This window comes from Actinomadura sp. NPDC047616 (assembly GCF_040642915.1).
Classification (GTDB): Bacteria; Actinomycetota; Actinomycetes; order Streptosporangiales; family Streptosporangiaceae; genus Spirillospora; species Spirillospora miaoliensis.
The window spans coordinates 65,749-86,987 of the sequence record NZ_JBEYTB010000017.1; the positions used below are offsets into that span (position 1 = coordinate 65,749).

General features: G+C 73.0%; 20 protein-coding genes. 11 read left to right on the forward strand and 9 right to left on the reverse strand.

Translation table 11 applies throughout. The annotated features are described in order from the left end of the window. Positions 1–11: 11 nt before the first annotated feature. From ABZ801_RS32750 to ABZ801_RS32770, 5 genes are all read right to left on the reverse strand, one after another. On the reverse strand, positions 12–587 hold the full coding sequence (locus ABZ801_RS32750) for a hypothetical protein (RefSeq protein WP_360705315.1): 576 nt from the start codon (positions 585–587) through the stop codon (positions 12–14). A 100-nt stretch (positions 588–687) separates the two neighbouring features. Beyond that, the gene (locus ABZ801_RS32755; protein ID WP_360705318.1) at positions 688–1,920 is read right to left on the reverse strand and encodes a cytochrome P450; all 1,233 of its coding nucleotides are present in this window, start codon (positions 1,918–1,920) and stop codon (positions 688–690) included. Positions 1,921–2,088: 168 nt separating this feature from the next. Next, positions 2,089–2,697: a class I SAM-dependent methyltransferase gene (locus ABZ801_RS32760; protein ID WP_360705321.1), complete on the reverse strand. Its 609-nt coding sequence runs from the start codon at positions 2,695–2,697 to the stop codon at positions 2,089–2,091. Between the two features lie 86 nt (positions 2,698–2,783). Further along, positions 2,784–3,635 (reverse strand): DUF72 domain-containing protein, encoded by an 852-nt coding sequence (locus tag ABZ801_RS32765; RefSeq protein ID WP_360705323.1) that lies wholly within the window; start codon positions 3,633–3,635, stop codon positions 2,784–2,786. A 23-nt stretch (positions 3,636–3,658) separates the two neighbouring features. Next, positions 3,659–4,228, reverse strand: a complete 570-nt coding sequence (locus tag ABZ801_RS32770) for a GNAT family N-acetyltransferase (protein WP_344946385.1) — start codon at positions 4,226–4,228, stop codon at positions 3,659–3,661. A gap of 139 nt (positions 4,229–4,367) precedes the next feature. Between ABZ801_RS32770 and ABZ801_RS32775 the strand changes: the two genes are divergently transcribed. The 8 genes from ABZ801_RS32775 to ABZ801_RS32810 all read left to right on the forward strand — a co-directional run bounded on the left by ABZ801_RS32775 (position 4,368) and on the right by ABZ801_RS32810 (position 13,637). Further along, positions 4,368–5,945: a bifunctional NAD(P)/FAD-dependent oxidoreductase/class I SAM-dependent methyltransferase gene (locus tag ABZ801_RS32775; RefSeq protein WP_360705328.1), complete on the forward strand. Its 1,578-nt coding sequence runs from the start codon at positions 4,368–4,370 to the stop codon at positions 5,943–5,945. A gap of 81 nt (positions 5,946–6,026) precedes the next feature. Further along, complete coding sequence (locus ABZ801_RS32780) at positions 6,027–6,944, forward strand: hypothetical protein (protein ID WP_360705331.1); 918 nt, start codon at positions 6,027–6,029, stop codon at positions 6,942–6,944. Positions 6,945–7,011: 67 nt separating this feature from the next. After that, positions 7,012–7,839: an SAM-dependent methyltransferase gene (locus tag ABZ801_RS32785; RefSeq protein WP_344946378.1), complete on the forward strand. Its 828-nt coding sequence runs from the start codon at positions 7,012–7,014 to the stop codon at positions 7,837–7,839. 248 nt (positions 7,840–8,087) lie between these two features. Next, positions 8,088–8,435: an SdpI family protein gene (locus ABZ801_RS32790; protein WP_344946376.1), complete on the forward strand. Its 348-nt coding sequence runs from the start codon at positions 8,088–8,090 to the stop codon at positions 8,433–8,435. 335 nt (positions 8,436–8,770) lie between these two features. Then, positions 8,771–10,018 carry a sn-glycerol-3-phosphate ABC transporter ATP-binding protein UgpC gene (gene ugpC / locus ABZ801_RS32795; protein ID WP_360705335.1) on the forward strand — a complete coding sequence of 416 codons (1,248 nt, stop codon included), beginning with the start codon at positions 8,771–8,773 and terminating at the stop codon, positions 10,016–10,018. Positions 10,019–10,023: 5 nt separating this feature from the next. After that, a complete protein-coding gene (locus tag ABZ801_RS32800) occupies positions 10,024–11,346 on the forward strand; it encodes an extracellular solute-binding protein (RefSeq protein ID WP_344946370.1) in 1,323 nt (440 codons plus the stop codon). An 18-nt stretch (positions 11,347–11,364) separates the two neighbouring features. After that, on the forward strand, positions 11,365–12,672 hold the full coding sequence (locus ABZ801_RS32805; protein ID WP_344946367.1) for an ABC transporter permease subunit: 1,308 nt from the start codon (positions 11,365–11,367) through the stop codon (positions 12,670–12,672). Further along, the gene (locus ABZ801_RS32810; RefSeq protein WP_344946364.1) at positions 12,669–13,637 is read left to right on the forward strand and encodes a carbohydrate ABC transporter permease; all 969 of its coding nucleotides are present in this window, start codon (positions 12,669–12,671) and stop codon (positions 13,635–13,637) included. The genes ABZ801_RS32805 and ABZ801_RS32810 overlap by 4 nt, the downstream gene beginning before the upstream one ends. Positions 13,638–13,887: 250 nt before the next feature. Here ABZ801_RS32810 and ugpC (ABZ801_RS32815) read toward each other — a convergent pair whose 3' ends face one another. Then, positions 13,888–15,132, reverse strand: a complete 1,245-nt coding sequence (ugpC, locus tag ABZ801_RS32815) for a sn-glycerol-3-phosphate ABC transporter ATP-binding protein UgpC (protein ID WP_360705339.1) — start codon at positions 15,130–15,132, stop codon at positions 13,888–13,890. A 120-nt stretch (positions 15,133–15,252) separates the two neighbouring features. Between ugpC (ABZ801_RS32815) and ABZ801_RS32820 the strand changes: the two genes are divergently transcribed. Together ABZ801_RS32820 and ABZ801_RS32825 are read left to right on the forward strand one after the other, a co-directional pair. Then, positions 15,253–16,308, forward strand: coding sequence for a LacI family DNA-binding transcriptional regulator (locus ABZ801_RS32820; RefSeq protein ID WP_360705342.1), 1,056 nt, complete (start codon positions 15,253–15,255; stop codon positions 16,306–16,308). 94 nt (positions 16,309–16,402) lie between these two features. Then, a complete protein-coding gene (locus ABZ801_RS32825) occupies positions 16,403–16,843 on the forward strand; it encodes an Lrp/AsnC family transcriptional regulator (RefSeq protein WP_344946355.1) in 441 nt (146 codons plus the stop codon). A gap of 116 nt (positions 16,844–16,959) precedes the next feature. On the opposite strand, the gene ABZ801_RS32830 is transcribed toward ABZ801_RS32825, so the two are convergent. Next, positions 16,960–17,868 (reverse strand): TIGR03619 family F420-dependent LLM class oxidoreductase, encoded by a 909-nt coding sequence (locus ABZ801_RS32830; protein WP_344946352.1) that lies wholly within the window; start codon positions 17,866–17,868, stop codon positions 16,960–16,962. A 216-nt stretch (positions 17,869–18,084) separates the two neighbouring features. Here ABZ801_RS32830 and ABZ801_RS32835 point away from each other — a divergent pair, with 216 nt between their 5' ends. After that, the gene (locus ABZ801_RS32835; RefSeq protein ID WP_360705346.1) at positions 18,085–18,756 is read left to right on the forward strand and encodes a hemolysin III family protein; all 672 of its coding nucleotides are present in this window, start codon (positions 18,085–18,087) and stop codon (positions 18,754–18,756) included. A gap of 33 nt (positions 18,757–18,789) precedes the next feature. On the opposite strand, the gene ABZ801_RS32840 is transcribed toward ABZ801_RS32835, so the two are convergent. Together ABZ801_RS32840 and ABZ801_RS32845 are read right to left on the reverse strand one after the other, a co-directional pair. After that, positions 18,790–19,335, reverse strand: a complete 546-nt coding sequence (locus tag ABZ801_RS32840; RefSeq protein ID WP_360705348.1) for a DUF1707 and FHA domain-containing protein — start codon at positions 19,333–19,335, stop codon at positions 18,790–18,792. A 744-nt stretch (positions 19,336–20,079) separates the two neighbouring features. Then, a complete protein-coding gene (locus ABZ801_RS32845; protein ID WP_360705350.1) occupies positions 20,080–21,174 on the reverse strand; it encodes a DUF3616 domain-containing protein in 1,095 nt (364 codons plus the stop codon). Positions 21,175–21,239: the final 65 nt, after the last annotated feature.

Here is a 21,239-nt window from a genome sequence, read left to right on the forward strand (position 1 = left end):
GCGGGGTGCGGCTAGCGCGCCCAGCCGGTGTAGTGGCGGCCGATGGGACGGCCCTGCGCGGGGCCGGTCGTCCCGCCGGGGCCGGCGGGGTCGAGGGCGGCGGTCACGGCGCGGACGAGCCAGGCGTTGACCGACAGGCCCATCGCGGCGGCGGACTCCTCGATGCGCGGCTTGAGCTGGGCGGGCAGGCGCAGGGTGAGACGTGCGGTGCCGCCGCCCTCGCCGCCCTCGTCGGCGTCCTCGGGGGACACGGCGGCGGGCCGTACGCCCATCGAGACCTCGAAGGCGCCGACCAGCGCGTCCTTCAGGCTCCTGGCGGGCGGTGCCTCGGGCGACGGGTCGGCGGGCGGCGGCGTCACCACGAAGTCGGGGTCGCGGCCGCGCAGGCGCACCTCGACCGAGCCGGGCGCGAGCTCGCGGGTGATCTCGTCCGCGGCGGCCGACAGCGCCTCCAGCAGGGCGAGCCGGGCGGCCGAGTCCAGCGGCGCGACGAGCCGCTCGGCGAGCGCGCGGGCGTCCTCGCCGCCCGTCTCGGCGGCGACGGCGAGTTCGCGGCGGAGGGTGTCGACGTACGGCGTGAGGTCCATGACACCACTATGACGTCATGATGGCGTCACCGTCAATCGGGTGACGTCATCATGACGTCATTTGTGGTGTCACGTATGGCGTCAGCGTGCTGTCGTGCTGTCAGTGCTTGAGCTGGACGGGCAGCGTGCGGCGCCCGTTGGAGATGAACGACTCCTGCGGAGCGGGCTCTCCGGGACCGGCGGCGAGCGTCATGCCGGGGAAACGCTCGAAGAGGGCGGGCAGCGCGATCGCCGCCTCCAGCCGGGCCAGGGGCGCGCCCAGGCAGTAGTGGACGCCGTGGCCGAACGCCAGGTGCTCCTTGACGGCACGGGTGACGTCGAAGTCGCCGGCGTCAGGCCCGTTCACGCCCGGGTCGCGCCCGACCGCGTCCAGGCAGGCGATGATCGGCTCGCCCTTGCCCAGCGTGACGCCGCCGTCCAGCGGGATGTCCTCGACCGCGAAGCGCAGCGGGATGTTGGCGATCGGGCCCTCGGCGCGCAGCGTCTCCTCGATCACGTCGTCCCAGCCCGCGCGGCCGTCCCGGACCAGCGCCAGCTGGTCCGGGTGGGTGAGCAGCGCGTGCACGGCGTTGCCGAGCAGGTTGACGGTCGTCTCGTGGCCCGCGCTGATCAGCAGCATCAGGGTGTCGACCAGCTCCTGCTCCGACAGCCGCGAGTCCTCGTCGCGGGCGGCGATCAGGGCCGAGGACAGGTCGTCGCCGGGCGTCTCGCGCTTGGCGGCGACCAGGTCGCGCAGCAGCTCCTGCATCCGGGTGAAGGCGTGGGTGACCTCCTCCGGCCCGGCGGAGGTGTGGAAGAACGAGTCGGTGCAGCGGCGCATCTCCTCGCGGGCGGCGCGGTCCTCGATGCCGAACAGCTCGCAGATCACCTGGATCGGCAGCGGGTAGGCGTAGCCCTCGCGCAGGTCGACCACGTCGCCCGGCGCCGTCGCGTCCAGCTCGTCGAGCAGCCCGGCGGCGATGGCCTCGATCCGGGGCCGCATCTCGGCGGTGCGGCGCGCGGTGAACGCGCTGGAGACCAGGCGGCGCAGCCGGCGGTGGTCGTCGCCGTAGGCGGTGAGCATGTTGCGCACGGCCATCCAGGCGAACAGCGGCCAGTCCGGGCCGATGCCGCCGTTGATCCAGGTCGGCCAGTGCTGGTACGGGTCCTTGGACACGCGCGGGTCGGTGAACAGCGTCCGGATCAGCTCCGGGTCGCTGACCGCCCACGCCTGGACGCCGCCGGGAAGCTCGACCCGCGTCGCCGGCCCGCGCTCGCGGATACGGGCGGACTCGCCGTGCAGGTCGCTGCCGGTGGGATCGATGACAAGGGGGGCGACTGCGGAAGACTGCATCGTCCTCTCCTGAACGCATGGGGGAAGGGAGTGCGCGGCCCCGGCACCGGGCCGGGGCGGCACCCCCGCACCCTAACCACGTCTTGATCATCTGTCAGGGACGCCGCGCGACTCGGCGGCTCCGAAAACCGGGCTCCGGTCGTCCGTGAACCCCCTGACGGTGACGGATCACAGGCGCGGTCCGGCCCCGCGCCGCGCGAGCATCCGCCGCTTGGCCCCATGCCGCAGATCCGGCACGTCCTGCTGGTCGACAACGGTGAAATCGGCGGGCAGCAGCGTGGCGGGCTCGCCGGGGGCCAGGCACCACTCGGCGGGCAGCCCGGACCGCACACGCCGCGCCTCGGCCGTGAACGCCTCCCAGCCGAGCAGCCCGCCGGGCGCCACGGCCGCCGCCGCGGGACCGAACACCGCCCGGTCCCAGAACCCGGCGCACAGCACGAACGCGTACCGCCCCGGCGGCGGCCGCCACGTCCCCAGGTCGGCCTGGACGAGGGTGACCAGATCGCGCAGGCCGCGCCGCCGCGCCTCGCGTTCGAGCCGGTCGAGCGCCACCTCGGACACGTCCACCGCCGTCACCGCGCGCCCGGACGCGGCCGCCAGCAGCGCGTTGCCGGACGTGCCGCAGGCCAGGTCGAGCACCGGACCGTCCGGCGGCGGCATCGCCAGGGCGCGCTCGGCCAGCGGATGCACGGGGAACGTCTCGGCGGCCCCCGCGTACTTGGCGTTCCAGCGCAGCCTGTCCGGATGGCCGGCCAGCTCGGGCGGGACGTCGCGCATGGCCCGCACCCTATCCGGGCGGGGCCGGGGGCCGGCGGCGCGGCGCGTTCACGTCCGGCGCGGCGGGCGGCCCGGCGCGCAACCGCTCAGAACAGCGTCGGCGGCTCGGCGGGCACGGGCTCGGGCAGCGGTTCGACCTCCGGCACGACGGCCCGGACCTCCTCGTGGAAACGCCGCGCGAGCTCCAGGGCGGCGGCGTTGTCGGGGGTGTGGACGAACACCGTCGGCGAGCGCCCCTCGCGCAGCCACCCGGCGACCGTCCCGACCCAGCGCCGCCAGCCCTCGACGGTGCGGGCGGTGTCGTCACGGCCGAGGTACCGGACGACCGGACGGCCGGTGAGGGCGCGCGCCCGGTACGGCAGGCGCGGCTTCTTCACCCACGCGTCCCGTTCGGCGTCGCTGATCGGCGGGGTCTGGAAGAACGCGGTGGTGTCGAACGGCACCCACTCGGCGCCGACGCCGCCGAGCACGCGCTCCAGCAGCCGTTCGGACCGCGCGTCCTCGAAGAACGCGCGGTGCCGGACCTCCACGGCGCACCCGTACGAGCGCGGCAGCCCGCGCAGGAACCCCGCCAGCGCGCCGAGGTCGGAGGGGCCGAACGATCCCGGCAGCTGCACCCACAGCGCGTGCGCCCGGGGACCCAGCGGTTCGATCGCGTGCAGGAAGGCCCGCAGCTCGTCCTCGCCGCCGCTGAGACGGCGCTCGTGCGTGATGGTCCTGGGCAGCTTGACCAGGAAGCGGAAGTCCGGGTCGGTCTGCCGCGCCCACGTCTCCACCGTGCTCCTGGAGGGCGTCGCGTAGAACGTCGTGTTGCCCTCGACCGCGTTGCACCAGCTCGCGTACGCGCGCAGGCGCTCGGTCGGGGGGAGCGGATGGGGCAGGAAGCGTCCCTGCCAGGGCGCATGAGACCACATCGCGCATCCCACGTGAAGCCGCATGGCGCCAGACGCTATCGGACCGGTCACCCGCCTCGGGCAGGCCGGTCGATCCGGTACACGTAGTGGGCGGGGTCGTCGACGGGGTTGTCGGGCTCCAGGTCGCCTTCGCCGACGCGGTGCAGGCCGGCCTTCTCCAGCGCTCGCCACGACGCGCGGTTGGCCGCCACCACGGGAACGACGACCGACGTGGCGTCGGGGTGGTCGTCCCAGGTCCGCCGGACGAACGCCGTGAGCATCCGGGTGCCCAGGCCCCGGCCGGTCAGCCCCGGCTCTCCGATGAGGTAGTCGATGCTGAAGGCGCCGTCCGGCACGTCCACGATGGCGGCCAGGTCCGCCAGGTAGTCGGGATAGTCGGCCAGGCGGCAGCGCTGCACCAGACCGAAGGGCCGCCCGTCGAGCAGGGCGAGCACGTCCTCGGACGGCTCCTCGCCCCTGGCCGCCGGGCCGAAGTCGCGCCGCACGGCCTCCGGCGACGTCTCGTGGTTCCACCAGCGGGCCACGTGCGGACGTTCCAGCCACCGGCGCAGCAGCGGGAAGTCGGTCTCGGCGAGACGGCGCCAGGTGAGCGCGCCCTGCGCACGGTCGTCGGCCATGAGCGCAACCTAGGCGACGCGTCCACCGGGACGCCACGCCATTTTCCGGGAGGTCGTTGCCGTTTCGGCAAAGACATTTGTCGGATCGGCGGCGCGGGGCGCACCGTATGCGCATCGGACGACCGGAAGGAAGCACACGGTGAACGAGGCATACGACGTCCTGGTGGTGGGCGGTGGCGCCGCGGGGCTCAGCGGGGCGCTGGTCCTGGCGCGGGCGCGACGCTCGGTGCTGGTGGTCGACGCGGGAGAGCCGCGCAACGCCCCCGCCGGCCACATGCACGGCTACCTGGGCCGCGAAGGCATCTCGCCCGCCGACCTGCGCGCGGGCGGACGCGAGGAGATCGCCCGGTACGGCGCCGAGGTCGTGACCGGCCGCGTCCGGTCCGCCGAGCGCCGCGACGGCGGGTTCCTGGTGACGCTGGACGACGGGCGGGGCGTGCGGGCGCGGCGGCTGCTGGTGACCACCGGGCTCGTCGACGAACTGCCCGACGTGCCGGGGGTGGCCGAACGGTGGGGCCGCGACGTGCTGCACTGCCCCTACTGCCACGGCTGGGAGGTCGGCGACCGGCGGATCGGCGTCCTGGCCACCGGCCCGGCCGCAGTGGAACAGGCGAACATGTGGCGGCAGTGGAGCACCGACGTCACGCTCCTGTCGCACCGCACGCCCGCGCCGGGGGACGAGGACGCCGAACGGCTCGCCGCGCGCGGCGTCCTCGTCGTGGACGGGCCCGTCGCGGCGCTCGAGGTCCACGACGACAGGCTCACCGGCGTGCGGATGGAGTCCGGGGAGGTCGTCCCGCTCGACGCGCTCGTCGTCGCGCCCCGCTTCACCGCCCGCGCGGGCGTGCTGGAGTCCCTCGGGCTCGAGCCGGCCGAGGTCGAGCGGCACGGCCACGTCATCGGCACCCAGGTTCCCGCCGACGCGACCGGGGCCACGCCCGTGCCCGGCGTGTGGGTGGCGGGCAACGTGGCCGACGTGACCGCCAACGTGATCATCTCCGCGGCGCAGGGGGCCGGCGCCGCGGCGGCCGTCAACGCCGACCTGATCGCCGAGGACACCCGCGACGCCGTCGGCGCCTACCGGGAGCGGGTGCGCGCGGTGCTGGCGGAGGACGCCTGGGACGAGCGCTACCGGAACAGCTCGGCGCTGTGGAGCGGGCAGCCGAACCCGCAGCTCGTCGCCGAGGCCGCCGCGCTGACCCCCGGCCGCGCGCTGGACGCGGGCTGCGGCGAGGGCGCCGACGCGGTATGGCTCGCCGGGCGTGGCTGGCAGGTCACGGCCCTCGACTTCTCCGCCACCGCGCTGGACCGCGCCGCCGGCCACGCCGAGGCGGCGGGCGTCGCCGACCGCATCGCCTGGACGCACGCCGACCTGCGCGAACACACGCCCGCCGAACGCGCCTACGACCTGGTGTCGGCGCAGTACGTCCACGCGCCGCCCGCGACGCGGCGGGACCTGTTCGCCCGGCTGGCGGCCGCCGTCGCACCCGGCGGCACGCTGCTGATCGTCGGACACCACCCGCTCGACCTGCGCACCGGCGTCCGCCCGATGGGCTTCCCGGACCTGATGTACGACGCGGCGGAACCGGCGTCCGCGCTGGACCCCGGCGAGTGGGAGGTGCTGGTCGCCGAGACCCGCCCCCGCGCCGCCGTGAACTCCGAGGGGCGGGACGTCACCGTGTACGACGCCGTCCTGGCCGCCCGCCGCCGCGCCTGAAAAATACGCCGGGCCGAGGGCGGACGAATTCGGCGGAACACGAGGTGAAAATGTACGCTGAATTTCTGTAGGGTCGCCTCCATGCCGCTGCGATACATCGGATCCGGGCCGTACTGTTACGCCAACTCCCTGGCGATGGTGCTGGGCGCCGAGGCGCCCGAGCCGGCCGTGCTAGAAATGCTGACCGGCTCCCCGTTCGGCATGCAAATGGCCGACGGCCGCACACCTTTTTTCGACCCGCCGGGCTGGAACCCCGGCATCGGCCTGGACGCGGCCGTCGAGCTCCTCGGCTGGACCTGCGAGCGCGGCACCGCGGGAACGGCCGCGCGAGCGCGCGACCGGCTGCGTGACACCGGCCCGGCCCGCCCCCTGCTGGCCGGGCCGGTCGAACTCGGGCTGCTGTCGCACCGACCCGCATCGGGCACCGCCATCGGCGCGGACCATTTCGTCGTGGTCATCGGCGCCGACGACGAGACCGTGCTTTTCCACGACCCGCAGGGCCACCCCTACGCGACGATTCCCGTCGACGATTTCCTCGCCGCCTGGCGCGCCGACTCCATCGATTATCCGTGCGAGCCGTTCACCATGCGGACCGATTTCCGCCGCACGGCGCACGTCGACACGGAAACGGCGCTGCGCCGCTCGCTGGACGCGGCGCGGCGCTGGCTCGCCGCCCGCGACGCCGGTTCGCCGGGCGGAGCGGCGGCGGCCGCCGAACGGCTGGCCGAGCTTCTGGAGACCGGACGGCTCGAGCCCTGGCAGCGCGACCATCTGGTGCACTTCGCGGTCCGCGTGGGCGCGCGCAGGCTCGCCGACGCCGCCGTCCTGCTCGCCGGGATCGGACGGGGCGCCGCCGCCCGGATCGCCGAGCGGCAGGCGCGCCTGGTCGGCGCGTTGCAGTATCCGCTCGTCAGCGGCGACGACGCGGCCGCGGCCGGGACGCTGCGAGCGCTCGCCCCCACGTACGCCCACCTCGCCGATGCCCTGACAACGGCCTAGTCTGTGATCACTGAGTTCGTCAGTATTCGTCAGGATTGCCGTAGATATCCCGGCAGGAGGCCGTGCCATGGCAGAGGACATCCCCAGCGCCCCGGACACCGGGTCCGCGCCGCCGAAGATCGACAGCAGCGTCCCGCACTCGGCCCGCATCTGGGACTACTGGCTGGGCGGCAAGGAGAACTACCCGGTCGACCGGGAGGCCGGGGACATGGTGCAGCAGTTGCTGCCCGACATCGCCGCCTCCGCCCGGCACGACCGGGCGTTCCTGGGCCGGTTCGTGCGGTTCGCGGCAGGGGAGGGCATCCGCCAGTTCCTCGACATCGGCACCGGCCTGCCGACCGCCGACAACACCCACGAGGTGGCGCAGCGCGTGGTGCCCGACGCCCGCGTGGTCTACGTCGACAACGACCCGCTGGTGCTGGTGCACGCGCGCGCCCTGCTCACCAACATCAGCGCCGAGGGCGTCACCGACTACATCGACGCCGACATCCGCGACACCGCCGCCCTGCTGGAGACCGCGGGCCGGACGCTGGACTTCTCCCAGCCCATCGCGCTGCTGCTGCTCGGCATCCTCAACCACATCGTGGACGACGACGAGGCGCGCGACATCGTGCACCGCCTGGTGGAGGCACTGCCCTCGGGCAGCTACCTGGCGATCTCGCACACCACCGACGAGGTCGACGGCGAGGCCATGCACGAGGCCACACGCGGGGTGACCGAGAGCGGCGGCACGCCGGTGGTGCCCCGTTCGGCGGCGCAGCTGCGGACGTTCTTCGAGGACGTGGAGCTGCTGGAGCCCGGCGTGGTGTCGTGCTCCAGGTGGCGGCCCGAGGCCACCCCCTGGGGCGAGCCCCCCGAGTTCGCCCACTTCTGCGGCGTCGGCCGCAAGCCGTAGCGGCCACGCCCCTCCCACCTCCCACTTCCTGCGGCCGTGCCGTGACGGCCGTCCGGACGCCCCGAACCTGCGGCCCGACGACCACGACCCAGGTTGGGCGCCACCGCGAAGCCGCATAGGCTGCGTCGCCGCGGCCGCGCGGCGACGCAGCCGACCTGGGGAGCACCGCTTCTCCGCGACGAACGAGCCCGGTGGGCGGTCGCCGCGGTCCCGACGGCCGCGGCCATGTCGGAACGAAGGAGTGGTGAATGAGCGACTCGGTGATGTCGGGGCTGGTGGCGGCGCTGGTGGGCGCACTGGTCGTGTGCGTGGGCGTGCTGGGCTGGCTGGAAAGGCTGCCGCGCAACGGATTCGTCGGCGTCCGCACGAAGGCCAGCATGGAAAGCGATCGCGCCTTCCGGGCCGCCAATCGCGCCGCCGCCCCCTGGATGGTGGGCGCGGGAATCGTCGTCCTGATCGGCGGTGGTGTCGCGGCACCGCTGGCCGATTCCCACACCGACCTCTACGTGCTCGGCGGAGTCGCCGTGATGATCCTGCTCACCCTCGTCGGCGCCGTCCGGGGGCACCGGGCGGCCCGCCGGCTCGGCGATCCATGACCCGCCGCCGGACGGTCCCACGGGGCCGTCCGGCCGCCCCGGCCGGCCGTCGCGCGGTCGAACGGTGGCCGGTCAGGGCCAACGCCTGGAACCTCACCGTGTGATGCGTTACGGCGGACAACATTTGAATTCGACCGCATAACGATCTTTGTCACGACGTGCTTTCCGTGTTGCCCGGGTGGTGCCGATGGCGGTACGACCTTGGGGCACCGTTCCGCCGGGATTACGGGTGCGTGACCGTCAGGTGACGCGCCGGCGGAACGCGTGCTCGGCCGGGTCCGGTCCCCGGCGGCGGGAGGGGCGTCCGCCCAAGGGGCGGTAGAAGAGGAGACGTCGTGGCAGAGGTCGTCCTGGAAGGCGTGGGCAAGGTCTATCCCGACGGCACCCGCGCCGTGCGAGATCTGAACCTCTCCATCGCCGACGGGGAGTTCCTGGTGCTGGTCGGCCCGTCGGGATGCGGCAAGACCACCGCGCTGCGCATGGTGGCCGGGCTGGAGGACATCTCCGAGGGACGCGTCGTCATCGGCGACCGCGTCGTCAACCGGGTCCCCGCCCGCGACCGCGACGTGGCGATGGTGTTCCAGAGCTACGCCCTCTACCCGCACCTGTCGGTGCGCGACAACATCGGCTTCGGGCTGTCCCTGCGCAAGCTGCCCAAGCAGGAGATCCGCGACAAGGTCGACCACGCCGCGCGGATCCTCGGCCTCACCGACCACCTGGACCGCAAGCCCCGCAACCTGTCGGGCGGCCAGCGGCAGCGGGTCGCGATGGGCCGCGCGATCGTCCGCGAGCCGCAGGCGTTCCTGATGGACGAGCCGCTGTCCAACCTGGACGCCAAGCTGCGCGTCCAGATGCGCGCCGAGATCGCCCGCATCCAGCGCGACCTCGGCGTCACCACGATCTACGTCACGCACGACCAGACCGAGGCGATGACGCTCGGCGACCGTGTGGCGGTCATGAAGAAGGGCGAGCTGCAGCAGGTCGCGCCGCCGCAGGAGCTGTACGACCGGCCCGCCAACCTGTTCGTCGCCGGGTTCATCGGTTCCCCGGCCATGAACCTGCTGCAGGCCAGGCTCGAGGGCGACGGGAAGGGCGGCGACGGCGAGCTGCGCCTGGAGGTCGGCGGGCAGACGCTGACGCTGCCGGGGCGGGTGCTGGACGAGCGGCCCGCGCTGCGCTCCTACCTCGGCCGCGACGTCGTCGTCGGGATCCGTCCCGAGGACATGGAGGACGCCGAGCTGGCCGGATCCGGGGCCGGCGAAGGGGGCGGCGGCACGCTGCGCTCCACCGCCGACCTGGTGGAGGCGATGGGCTCGGACGTGCTGGTGCACTTCTCGGTCGAGGCCGCGCAGGTCGTCACCGAGGACACCAAGGAACTGGCCCGCGACGCGGGCACCGACGTGCTGGGCGCCCTGGAGGCCCCGCGCACCGACCTCGTGGCGCGGTTCAGCCCCCGCACCCGTGTCAAGGTCGGCGACCCCGTGGTCGTCCACGTCGACACGGGGCGGCTGCACTTCTTCGACATCGACACCGGCGCGGCGCTGTGGGGTGCGCAGGCCGCGTCCGGCGACCAGGAGGGATGACAGGGATGAGGGTCAGCAGGCGTGTGACGGGCGCCGTCCTGGCGGCGGGGCTGCTGGTCGCGGCCGCCGGCTGCGGCGGCGACGACGGCGGCGACGGCGAGGAGACCCCCGCCGGCGGCGGCGCGCTCAAGGGCGTCAAGATCGAGGTGGCGGCCAAGTGGACCGGGCAGGAGGAGAAGAACTTCCGCGAGGTGCTCAAGGCGTTCGAGAAGCAGACCGGCGCCACGGTCTCCTACGCCTCCACCGGTGAGAACACCGACGCCTACCTCGGGCCGCGGATCCAGGCCAAGAACCCGCCGGACGTGGCGATCCTGCCGCAGCCCGGCCTGCTCAAGCAGTACGCGGCCGACGGCGCGCTCAAGCCGCTGACGCAGGACGCGGTCGCGCAGGTCGACCAGAACTTCTCCCCGTACTGGAAGAACCTGGCCTCCGCCGACGGCAAGACCTACGGCGTGCTGGTCAAGGCCGCCTACAAGTCGATCATGTGGTACCGGCCGCAGGTGTTCTCCGACGCGGGCGTGCAGCCCCCGGCGACCTGGGCCGACCTGGTGAAGGCCGCCGGCACCCTGCAGGACGCGGGCACCACCCCGCTGGCGCTGGCCGCCGGTCCGCAGGACTCCTGGACGCTGACCGACTGGTTCGAGAACGTCTACCTGTCGCAGGCCGGCCCGGAGATGTACGACAAGCTGGCCGAGCACAAGATCAAGTGGACCGATCCGTCCGTCGGCAAGGCCCTGCAGACGCTCGCCGAGATCTGGGGCAAGCCCGATCTGATCTCCGGCGGCGTCGCGCAGGCCACCAAGACCAAGTTCGACGAGTCGGTCACCCAGGTGTTCGGCCAGGAGAAGGCCGCCATGGTCTACGGCGGCGACTTCGCCGCGGCCAACATCGCCACCACCAAGTCCAAGGTCGGCACCGACGCGAAGGTGTTCGCCTTCCCCAAGGCCGGTGACACCGCCCCGGCCATGCTCGGCGGCGACATCGCGGTGGCGCTCAAGGACTCCAAGGGCGCGATGGAGCTGATGAAGTTCCTGGCCTCGCCCGACTCCGGCCGCACCTGGGCCAAGCTCGGCGGCTACCTGTCGCCGAACAAGAACGTCGCGCCCGACGCCTACTCCGACCCGGTCGCCAAGCAGCTCATCCAGCAGCTGCAGCAGGCCGGGGACGCCGCCCGCTACGACCTGTCGGACCTGACGCCCGCCGCGTTCGGCGCCACCCCCGGCGAGGGCATGTGGGAGGCGCTGCGCACGTTCGTGCAGAAGCCGTCCGACGTCAAGGGCACCCAGGAACGGCTGGAGTCCGAGGCCGCCAAGGCGTACAAGGGCTGAGGGCTGGGACGTTCGTCGATGAGGCAACCCCGAGGGCGGGGCGAGGGCATCGCCCCGCCGTCCTGGCTGGCGCTGGTGTTCCTGCTGCCGGCGTTGCTGCTGCTCGGCTTCCTGGTGGTGTACCCGATCGTCTACTCGGTCGTGCGCAGCTTCTTCGACGCCTCCGGCGACTTCGCCGGGCTGGACAACTACGTCGGAGTGTTCCAGGGGCACGACAACCTGGTCGCCGTCCGCAACACCGCGATCTGGGTCGTGGTGGCGCCGACGCTGGTGACGATCGTCGGCCTGCTGTTCGCCGTGCTCACCGAGCGGGTCCGCTGGGCCACCGTGTTCAAGATGGTGGTGTTCATGCCGATGGCGATCTCGTTCCTCGCCTCCGGCGTGATCTTCCGGCTGGTGTACGAGCAGGACCCCGACAAGGGCGTGGCCAACGCCGCGATGGTCGCCCTGCACGACGCCTTCCGCGACCAGGTCACCTATCCGGGCGCCGCGCCCCGCACCACGAACGGCTCGCCCGTGCGGGCCGAGGGCGGGGCCGTGGTGAGCGCGCAGCCGGTCGCCGCCGGGCAGAGCGCGCTTGTGCCGCTGCTGCGCGTCAAGGCCGAGGACCTGCCGAAGGACGTGCGGCCCGCCGCGCGCCCGCCCGCCGCCCGTGCCGGTGAGCTCACCGGCACGGTCTGGTTCGACTTCACCCGCGGAGGCGGCGGCACGCCCGGCGCACCCGACTCCGGCGAGTCCGGCCTGCCCGGCGTCACGGTGGAGGCGGTCCGGGACGGCAAGGTCGTCGGCAAGGCCACCACCGGCGCCGACGGCACGTTCACGATCAAGGACCTGCCGTCCGGGACGTTCACGGTGCGGGTGCCCAAGGACACCTTCACCGCGTCCTACCGCGGCGCCGAGTGGCTGGGCAGCACGCTGATCACACCCGCGATCATCGGGTCGTACCTGTGGGTGTGGGCCGGCTTCGCGATGGTGCTGATCGCCGCCGGGCTGGCCGCCATCCCGCGCGACGCGCTGGAGGCGGCGCGGGTGGACGGCGCCACCGAATGGCAGGTGTTCCGCCGCGTGACGATCCCGCTGCTGGCGCCCGTGCTGGTGGTCGTGCTGGTCACGCTGGTGATCAACGTGCTGAAGGTGTTCGACCTGGTCTTCATCATCGGCGGCGGCGATCCCAACGCCAGCGTGCTGGCGTTGCGGATGTGGACCGAGTCCTTCGGCGGCGGCAACGACCAGGGGGCGGGCAGCGCCATCGCGGTGCTGCTGTTCCTGCTGGTCATGCCCGCCATGCTGTTCAACATCCGGCGGCTACGGCAGGAGCGCAGATGAGCACGGCGAGCCCAGCGGAGCGGCCCGGGCCGGGCACGGTCACCGCCGGCGGCGCGGCGGGCGTCCCGGCCGGAGGAGGCGGCGCGGCGGGCGCGCCGCGCCGGAGTGTGGCGTCCCGGCTGGTGTCCCGGGTCGGCGGGGGAGCGGTGCAGGCCGTGCTGGCCGTGGTGGCGCTGTTCTGGCTGGTGCCGACGTTCGGGCTGCTGGTGGCGTCGCTGCGGTCCAACGAGGACAACACCGCCGGCGGCTGGTGGCAGGTGTTCACCGAGCCGTCCCAGCTGACCGTCGAGTCGTACTCGGCGCTGCTCGACAAGCCCGACTTCGTCGACTCGTTCTGGAACACGGTGCTGATCACGGTGCCCGCCACGCTGCTGGTGGTGGTCATCGCGGCGCTGGCCGCCTACGCCTTCGCCTGGCTGGAGTTCCCCGGCCGCGACTGGCTGTTCCTGCTGGTGGTGGCGTTGCTGGTGGTGCCGATCCAGGTGGCGCTGATCCCGGTGGCCAAGTTGTACGGCAAGATCGAGTTCGGCGGGTTCCACATGTTCGGCTCGATCACCGGCGTGGTGCTGTTCCACGTGGCGTTCGGCCTGCCGTTCGCGATCTTCCTGCTGCGCAACTTCTTCGCCGCGATCCCGCGCGACCTGCTGGAGGCGGCGCGGATGGACGGCGGGACGGAGTGGACGATCTTCCGGCGGGTGGTGTTCCCGCTGGGCGGCCCCGCCATCGCGTCCCTGGGCATCTTCCAATTCCTGTGGGTGTGGAACGACCTGCTGGTCGCGCTGGTGTTCGCCGACACCGACTCGCAGCCCATGACCAAGTGGCTGCAGTCGCAGATGCGGCAGTTCACCGGCAACATCGACATCCTGGCGCCGGGCGCGTTCCTGTCGCTGATCATCCCGCTGGCCGTCTTCTTCGCCTTCCAGCGCTACTTCGTGCAGGGCGTCCTCGCGGGCTCGGTCAAGTGACGCGCGCGGCCCGGACGGGTCCGGTGAGGGGCCCGGGAGGATGAACGGGAGACGGCCGGCAGGCGTCCGGCCGACGGCCTGACGATTACGGAGAGTCACACAACCCACAGTCTGTGGAAAACCTGTGGACGAAGCCCGGGACGCCCCGGGAACCATGGGGGAAGGCCCCTGGGACGCGGAGTCCCGGGGGCCTTGCCGTGAGTCTTGCCGTGAGCTGCGCCGGGGCCGCCGGCGCGGCTCAGGCGGGCAGCTACTTCTCCGCCGGCACGTCGTCGGCGGCCGCGCCGGAGGCGTCCGGGTGGCCGATCGCCAGGCCGCTGGCCGGGTCGAAGAAGTGCAGGCGGCGGGTGTCGACGGCCAGCTCGACCGCCTGGCCGGGGCGCACGTGCGAGCGGGCGTTGACGCGGGCGGTCCACAGTGCCTTGTTGTCGGTGAGCGGGATGGCGCCGTCGCCGTCGCCCTCGGCGGCGTCCTCGGCCAGGTCGGCGGTGTCCTTGTGCTCCACCGGCGGCGCGTCGATCGTGAAGATCACGTTGATCTCGCTGCCCAGCTCCTCGGTGACGGTGCTGGTCACGCTGAGCGGCGCCCAGTCGGGCTTGGCGTGCGCGGCGTCCTCGAAGTCCGACGGCCGGACGCCCAGGATCACCTTCTTGCCGAGGTAGCCGTCCAGTCCGGGCTTGCCGGTCAGCACCTCGTCGGGCACCGGCAGGGTGTACCCGGCGAACGCCACCTGCGCGCCGCCGTCGCCGCGCGACAGCTCGGCGGACACGAAGTTCATGGCGGGCGAGCCGATGAACCCGGCGACGAACAGGTTGACCGGGCTGTCGAACAGCCGCTGCGGCGTGTCGACCTGCTGCAGCCTGCCCTCCCGCAGCACGCACACCCGGTCGCCGAGCGTCATGGCCTCGATCTGGTCGTGGGTGACGTACACGGTGGTGACGCCGAGCCGCTCGTGCAGCTGGCTCAGCGACGCGCGCATCGACACGCGCAGCTTGGCGTCCAGGTTGGACAGCGGCTCGTCCATGAGGAACGCCTGCGGCTCGCGGACGATGGCGCGGCCCATCGCGACGCGCTGCCGCTGACCGCCGGACAGCGCCGCGGGCTTGCGCGACAGGTACTGCTCGAGGCCGAGCATCTTGGCGGCCTCCTGCACCTTCTGCCGCCGCTCCTCCTTGCTCACGCCGCGCAGCTTCAGGCCGAACTCCAGGTTCTGCGCGACGGTCATGTGCGGGTACAGCGCGTAGTTCTGGAACACCATCGCGATGTCGCGGTCCTTGGGCGCCAGGTCGTTGACCACCTGGTCGCCGATGGAGATCTTGCCGCCGCTGATCTCCTCCAGCCCGGCGATCATCCGCAGCGCGGTGGACTTGCCGCAGCCCGACGGGCCGACCAGCACCATGAACTCGCCGTCGCGGATCTCCAGGTTCAGCGCGTCCACGGCCTTGACGCCGCCGGCGTACACCTTGTCGACCCGTTCCAGCACGATCTTGGCCATCTCATCCCTCCGATGGAAACGTTTCCAGCCCACGCTGCCGATAAGGGCTTATTTCTATGGGGAGGATTAAAACTCATGGAAACGTTTCCAAGGCAAGGGCCGTCGTGGAAAAATCGGACGGTGACCACCGAGCGCGGATCAGCGACCATCAAGGACGTGGCGGCCGCGGCCGGCGTCGGCATCGCCACCGTCTCGCGGGTGTTCTCCGGCACCGGGGCGGTCAGCGACCGCACCCGCGAACGGGTGCTGGCCGCCGCCCGCGAGCTGGACTACCGGCCGAGCGCCCTCGGGCGCGGACTGCGGCTGCGGCGCAGCGGCGGCATCGGGCTGGTGGTGCCCGACGTCACCGACCCGTTCTGCGCCGGGCTGGTCGACGGCGTGCTGGCCTGCGCCCGCTCCCTCGGCGAGCACCTGGTGCTGGACGCCGCGCACGGCGACCCCGCCCGCGAGGCCGAGATCGTCGACCGGCTGGTCGAGCAGCGGCTCGACGGCGTCATCGCCCTGCCCGCCGCGTCCGGGTCCGGTGAGAGCTGGCGGGCCGCGGTGCGCTCGGGCGCCCGCGTGGTGTTCGCCGACCGGGCGCTGCCCGGCCTGCCTGAGATCCCCGCCGTCCTGGCCGACGACCGTTCCGGTGTCCGGGCGCTGGTGGAGTACCTGGTGGGGCTCGGGCACCGGCGCATCGCCTTCCTCGGCGCGGCCGCGCCCGGCGCCGCCGCCGGCGTGCGTGAGCGCGCGTTCCGCGACACCCTGGCCGAGCTGGGCGTCACCCCCGACGAGGGCCTGATCGTGTCCGCGCGGCCCGCCCGCGACTCCGCCTACGCCGCCGCGGCCGGGCTGCTGCAGCGGCGCACCGACGTCACCGCCGTGCTGGCCGCCGGGCACCTGCTCGGCGAGGCGGCGGTGCTGGTGGCCCGCGAGCTGGACCTGCGCGTCCCCGCCGACGTGTCGATCGCGATGGTGGACGACGTGCCGTGGGCGGAGCTGTGCGATCCGCCGCTGACCGTGGTGGCGCGTCCGGCCTACGACATGGGCTACCGCGCGTGCGAGATGCTGCTGCGCGACCGTCCCCGGCGCGCGGCGGGCCCCGTCCTGCTGCCGACCGAACTGGTGATCCGGGGCAGCTGCGGCCCGCCCCGCTCCCCGCGGACCGCCTCGTCCCGCGCGACGGGGCGCTGAACCGCCCTGCCGCAAGGGGTTCCGGGCCGATTCCGGTGCGGTCCGCTCGCCGGAGATTCTGCGGCGTGTCGCGCCGACACGCTAGATTTTCGGGGTGGAGGAGATCGATCGTCAGATCATGGGGTTGCTGGCCGACGACGGCCGGATGAGCTTCACCGACCTGGCCAAGGAGACCGGCCTGTCGGTGTCGGCGGTGCACCAGCGGGTGCGCCGGCTGCAGAAGCGCGGTGTGATCAAAGGCTTCACCGCGGTGCTCGACCACGAGCGGATCGGGCTGCCGATGACCGCGTTCGTGTCGATCAAACCGATCGACCCGTCGGCACCCGACGACGCGCCCGAACGGCTGACCCACCTGTCGGCCATCGAGGCGTGTCACTCGGTCGCGGGCGACGAGAGCTACATCCTCAAGGTCCGCGTCGGATCGCCGAACGAGCTGGAGGAACTGCTCCAGAAGATCCGTGCCGCGGCCAACGTGGCCACCCGCACCACGGTCGTCCTCAGCACCCCCTGGGAGGGCCGCCGTCCGCAGCTGTGACGGCACCCGGCCCTCGTCTTTCGCGGCCGCCGGTGTTCCCCCCCCGGAAACGACCGGCGGCCGCCCAGTCCACGCCCAGTCCACGCCCGGCCCGGCCGATCCGGGCGGGGGCGCGCTCAGTCCCGGGGGGCGAACGCCTCCAGCGCGTCCCGGGCGACGGACATCGACCGCGCCGGATCGGCGTCCGGGCCGGTCAGGGCCTGGTCGAAGTTCAGGTCCACGAACAGTTCGGTGACGCCCCGCGCGGCCAGCTCGGCGATGTCGGCGCGGACCTCCTCCGGCGAACCGGTCAGCGGACGGCGGTCCGGCAGGCCCGGCTCGCGCAGCCGGACGGCGCCCCGGCACACCATGCGCAGCGCGTCCGGATCACGCCCGGCCTTCTCGGCGGCCTCGCGCACGACCGCGATGGACCGCCCGATGGCGGTCAGGTCGGCGCGGCTGGAGCTGACCCACCCCGCGGCCAGCCGTCCGGCGCGGCGCAGCGCGGGCTCGGACGTCCCGCCGAGCAGCACCGGCGGTTCGGGGCTCTGCACCGGCTTGGGCTCCATCCGCACGGGCGGGAACCGGTAGAACTCGCCGTCGAACCGGCTGACCTCGTCGCCCCACAGCGTGCGCAGCGCGGCCAGGAACTCCTCGGCGCGCGCCCCGCGCCGTTCCATGGGCGCGCCCACGGCGGCGAACTCCTCGGGCATCCACCCCAGGCCCAGCCCCAGGTCGAGCCGTCCGCCCGACAGGTGGTCGAGCGTGACGGCCTGCTTGGCGAGCAGGGCGGGGGAGAAGTACGGCATGTTGACCACGGCCACGCCCAGGCGGACGCGGCTGGTCTGTCCCGCCAGGTACGCCAGCGTCAGCAGCGGGTCGGGCACGTTGCGGTAGGTGAGGTCGGTGGCATCCGCCGGATTCAGCAGCCGCTGCAGCGTCCAGACCGAGTGGTAGCCGAGCTCCTCGGCCCGTCGCGCGACCTCTACCTGGTTGTGCGGCGTCGCCCATCCTCCCGACACCGGCACCGCGAACCCGATCCGCACGGTGTGCTCCCTCCCGCTCGCTTCTCGTCCCTCGTGCCCCGGACAAGGCGACCCTATCGGGCCCCGGACCGCACCTTACTTTGTCAAGGCACACGGCTTTGTGCACCGCGTAACCATCCCGTGAAAACGTGCCGGGAATCACCATGGCATTCCTACGATCAAGGGACCCGGGACCGGGCTACGCTGAGCCCCGGAGCGGCAAAAGGGAGGTGCGCGGTGAGGCAGGCGGCGGCGGACCTCGCGCAGGCGGTCAAGCCGAAACTGCGCGGCTGGCTGCACGCGGGGACGTTCCCTCTGGCGTTGGTTGCGGGGCTGGTGCTGGTCGCGCTCGGCCCCACCCTGGGCGCGCGGCTGTGCGCGGCGGTCTACGCGCTGACCTCGGCGCTGCTGTTCGGGGTGTCCGCCGCGTACCACCGCGGCCGCTGGTCCGAGCGCGTCGGCGACTGGCTGCGCCGCTTCGACCACGCCAACATCTACCTCATCATCGCCGGCACCTACACGCCGTTCGCCTACCTGATCCTGGAGGGCGCGGTACGGGCGATCGTGTTGTCGGTGGTGTGGGCGGGCGCCACCGCCGGGGTCCTGTTCCGGGTGCTGTGGATCCGCGCTCCGCGCTGGCTCTACACCGCCCTCTACATCGGCCTGGGCTGGGTGGCGGCCTTCTTCGTCCCGCAGTTCCTGGACGGCACGGGCGTCACCGTCGCGATACTCGTGGCCCTGGGCGGCGTCCTCTACAGCATCGGCGGCCTCGTCTACGGCCTGCGCCGCCCCGACCCCTCCCCGCGCTGGTTCGGCTTCCACGAGGTCTTCCACGCCCTCACCGTGGCCGCCTACATCCTGCAGTACATAGCCGTCTCGTTCGTCGTCTACCGCGCCGGCACGGTCTGACCCCCGGCCGAGGACGGCCTTTCAGCCGCCCGTCTAGCCGAACGGGGCGGTCACGATGAAGCTGGCGTTGCCGAAGCCGATCTCGTCGCCGGGGCGCAGCCGCGCGGGGCCGGTCAGCCGCCAGCCGTTGACCCGGGTACCGTTCATCGAGCCCAGGTCGGAGATCATCCAGCCGTCGTCGGCGCGGTAGATCTCGGCGTGGAACCGGGAGACGGTCAGGTCGGTGAGGATGAACTGGCATCCCGGGGCGCGGCCGACGAGCACGCGGGTGAGCCCGTTGCCCGGCAGGACGAACCGGGGCAGCCGGGGCGTCCGCCAGGCCGCCTCGATCCGCGCGGTCACCTGCGACACATGGGACACCAGCCCGGTCAGCCGGTCCACCACCCGGTTGCCGGTGGGCAGATCGTGCACGATGTCGGCCAGTTCCGCCTGGCTGCGGGCCCGAAGCACCTGGTCGACGCGGCGCTCGAAGGTCTCCTGGGACATCCGGCCCTCGGCCACGCGATCGCTGAGCACACGCAGGACCCGGTCGCGCTCCATATCGGACGCTCTCACCGGATATGAGGGCTGACCGTCCATAGCTGTGAGTATCCAGATCCCGTCGTCGCCTGTCCAGAAAAGCCCGCAAGCGAGGGAAGAAAGATCACTTTCGCCCCTCCCTGGCCTGTAGGACGACGTCTCCGGGGCTCAGGTTCGCCCCTTCCTGGGGCCGTTGCGGCTGAGGGGCGCGCCGCGTCCGGGCACCGCCCGGCGATGCGCGGCCGCCCGGACGGGCGGGCGACGGGGCGACGGGGCGACGGGCGCGGAGGGCGTCGTCCTGCCGGGCGGCACGGCGGCGAACCCCGGCCGGCCCGGGGGCGCGTGCCGGGGGCGCGTGCCGGGGCGGCCGTGCCGGATGCCGGGGGAGGGCTCGGTATCCGGCACGGCCTGCGGCGGCCACATCATCGCGTGGTGATCAAGGGCGTCGGTGGCTCCGACGCGGTCGATCGCCCCGCGGAGCAGGTTCCAGTCGAAAGTCAGACCGGCCGGCCCGTCGTGAGCGCCGCGAGGCCGCCCGCCTGGATGAGGGACGGCGGCTGGGCAGCCGGCTGAAAAACTAGCAGCGCGCAACGCCCGGAATCAGCTACGCGAAGTAACAGCGCACATCGCCAAGGTGACAATGGATCCACCCTCTGGACAGGTCATCCGTAACTCTCTGGAGGTGGTGGAGTTCCATGACTCAGCGCATGAGTGATTCCACCGACGGATGGGCCGTATAAGGGTGGGACGCGTGCCCGGTTAAGGGGGCTCGCGGAATACGGGTTCTCCCGGAGGCCGACGGGGTCAGTGCTTGAAGGCGACCACGTCGGCCAGAACGCCGCCGCGCTCGGTCAGGCGCGCCGGCGACGGGCTGTCGTAGACGACGAGCAGCCGCAGCGTGGACGCGTCGGAATCGTCCAGGACGGCGATGCCCTCGGCGTGGTCGTCGCCCTGCCCGTACGGCAGTTCGCCCAGCATTTCCAGGTCGGACGCGGGGACCACGCCGGGGGAGTCGGCCGTGGCCGCGCCGGGCCAGCGCACCACGCGCACCGGGCCGTCCAGGTCCATGCTCGGCCCGGTGAGCAGGAGCAGGTCGTCGCCGTGCGGGCACATGTCGCGCACCCCGAGCCCGTCCAGGTCGAGGAAGTGGGTCCGGTACGGCTCGTCGCCGTCGATCGGGCGCGGACGCAGCCGGTGCGGGTCGTCGGGGTGTGTCTCGGGACGGATCTCGACGACCACCGCCCAGCCGCGCAGCACCGGGCCGCGCAGCCCCACGTACAGGCGGTCGCGGTGGGCGGCGACGCCCTCGATGTCGACGCCGTTGTCCTTGCCCGGAAGGTGCAGGAACGGCGCCAGGTGCGGGTCGCCGGCCAGCAGGTCGGTGAGGGAGTCGCCGTGTCCGCCGAGGACGGCGGCGGTGCGCTCGCCGTCGCGCCGGGCGACCTCGGGCAGCCCGTCGGCGCCGGTGACCAGGGGGATGCGGGCCAGGATGAAGCGGTTGTCCTCGCGGACGACGGTGGCCAGCCGCCTGCGGGCCTTGGCGGCGGGCTGCCCGTCCTTGATCTTCTTGCGCTTGAGGCTGTGCGAGCCGATCGCCCACAGCCATCCGCCGGCGCGGGCCAGGCCTTCGATGTCGGCCTCCTCGTCGCGTCCGGCGGGCAGCGGGACCAGGTCGGCCAGGGGCACGGTGCGCTGGTCGCCGTAGCCGGTCACCCGCCCGTCGCCGGACACCGTCGCCGTCAGCCGCTCGACGGTGGCGGTCTCGTCCCCGGCCACCCACAGGCAGCGGCCGTCCTGGCGGACGGCGGACAGGTTGGTGTGCGTCTCGGCCTCCCGGCTCTCCCGCCCGAAGACCAGCTCGACCTGGCGTTCCACGACCATGCGCAGATGCTCCCACATTTGCATTGTGATGCTTTCGCCCGGGACATCCCGCACGACCTCTCTTCGACGCCGCCGTGCCGCCT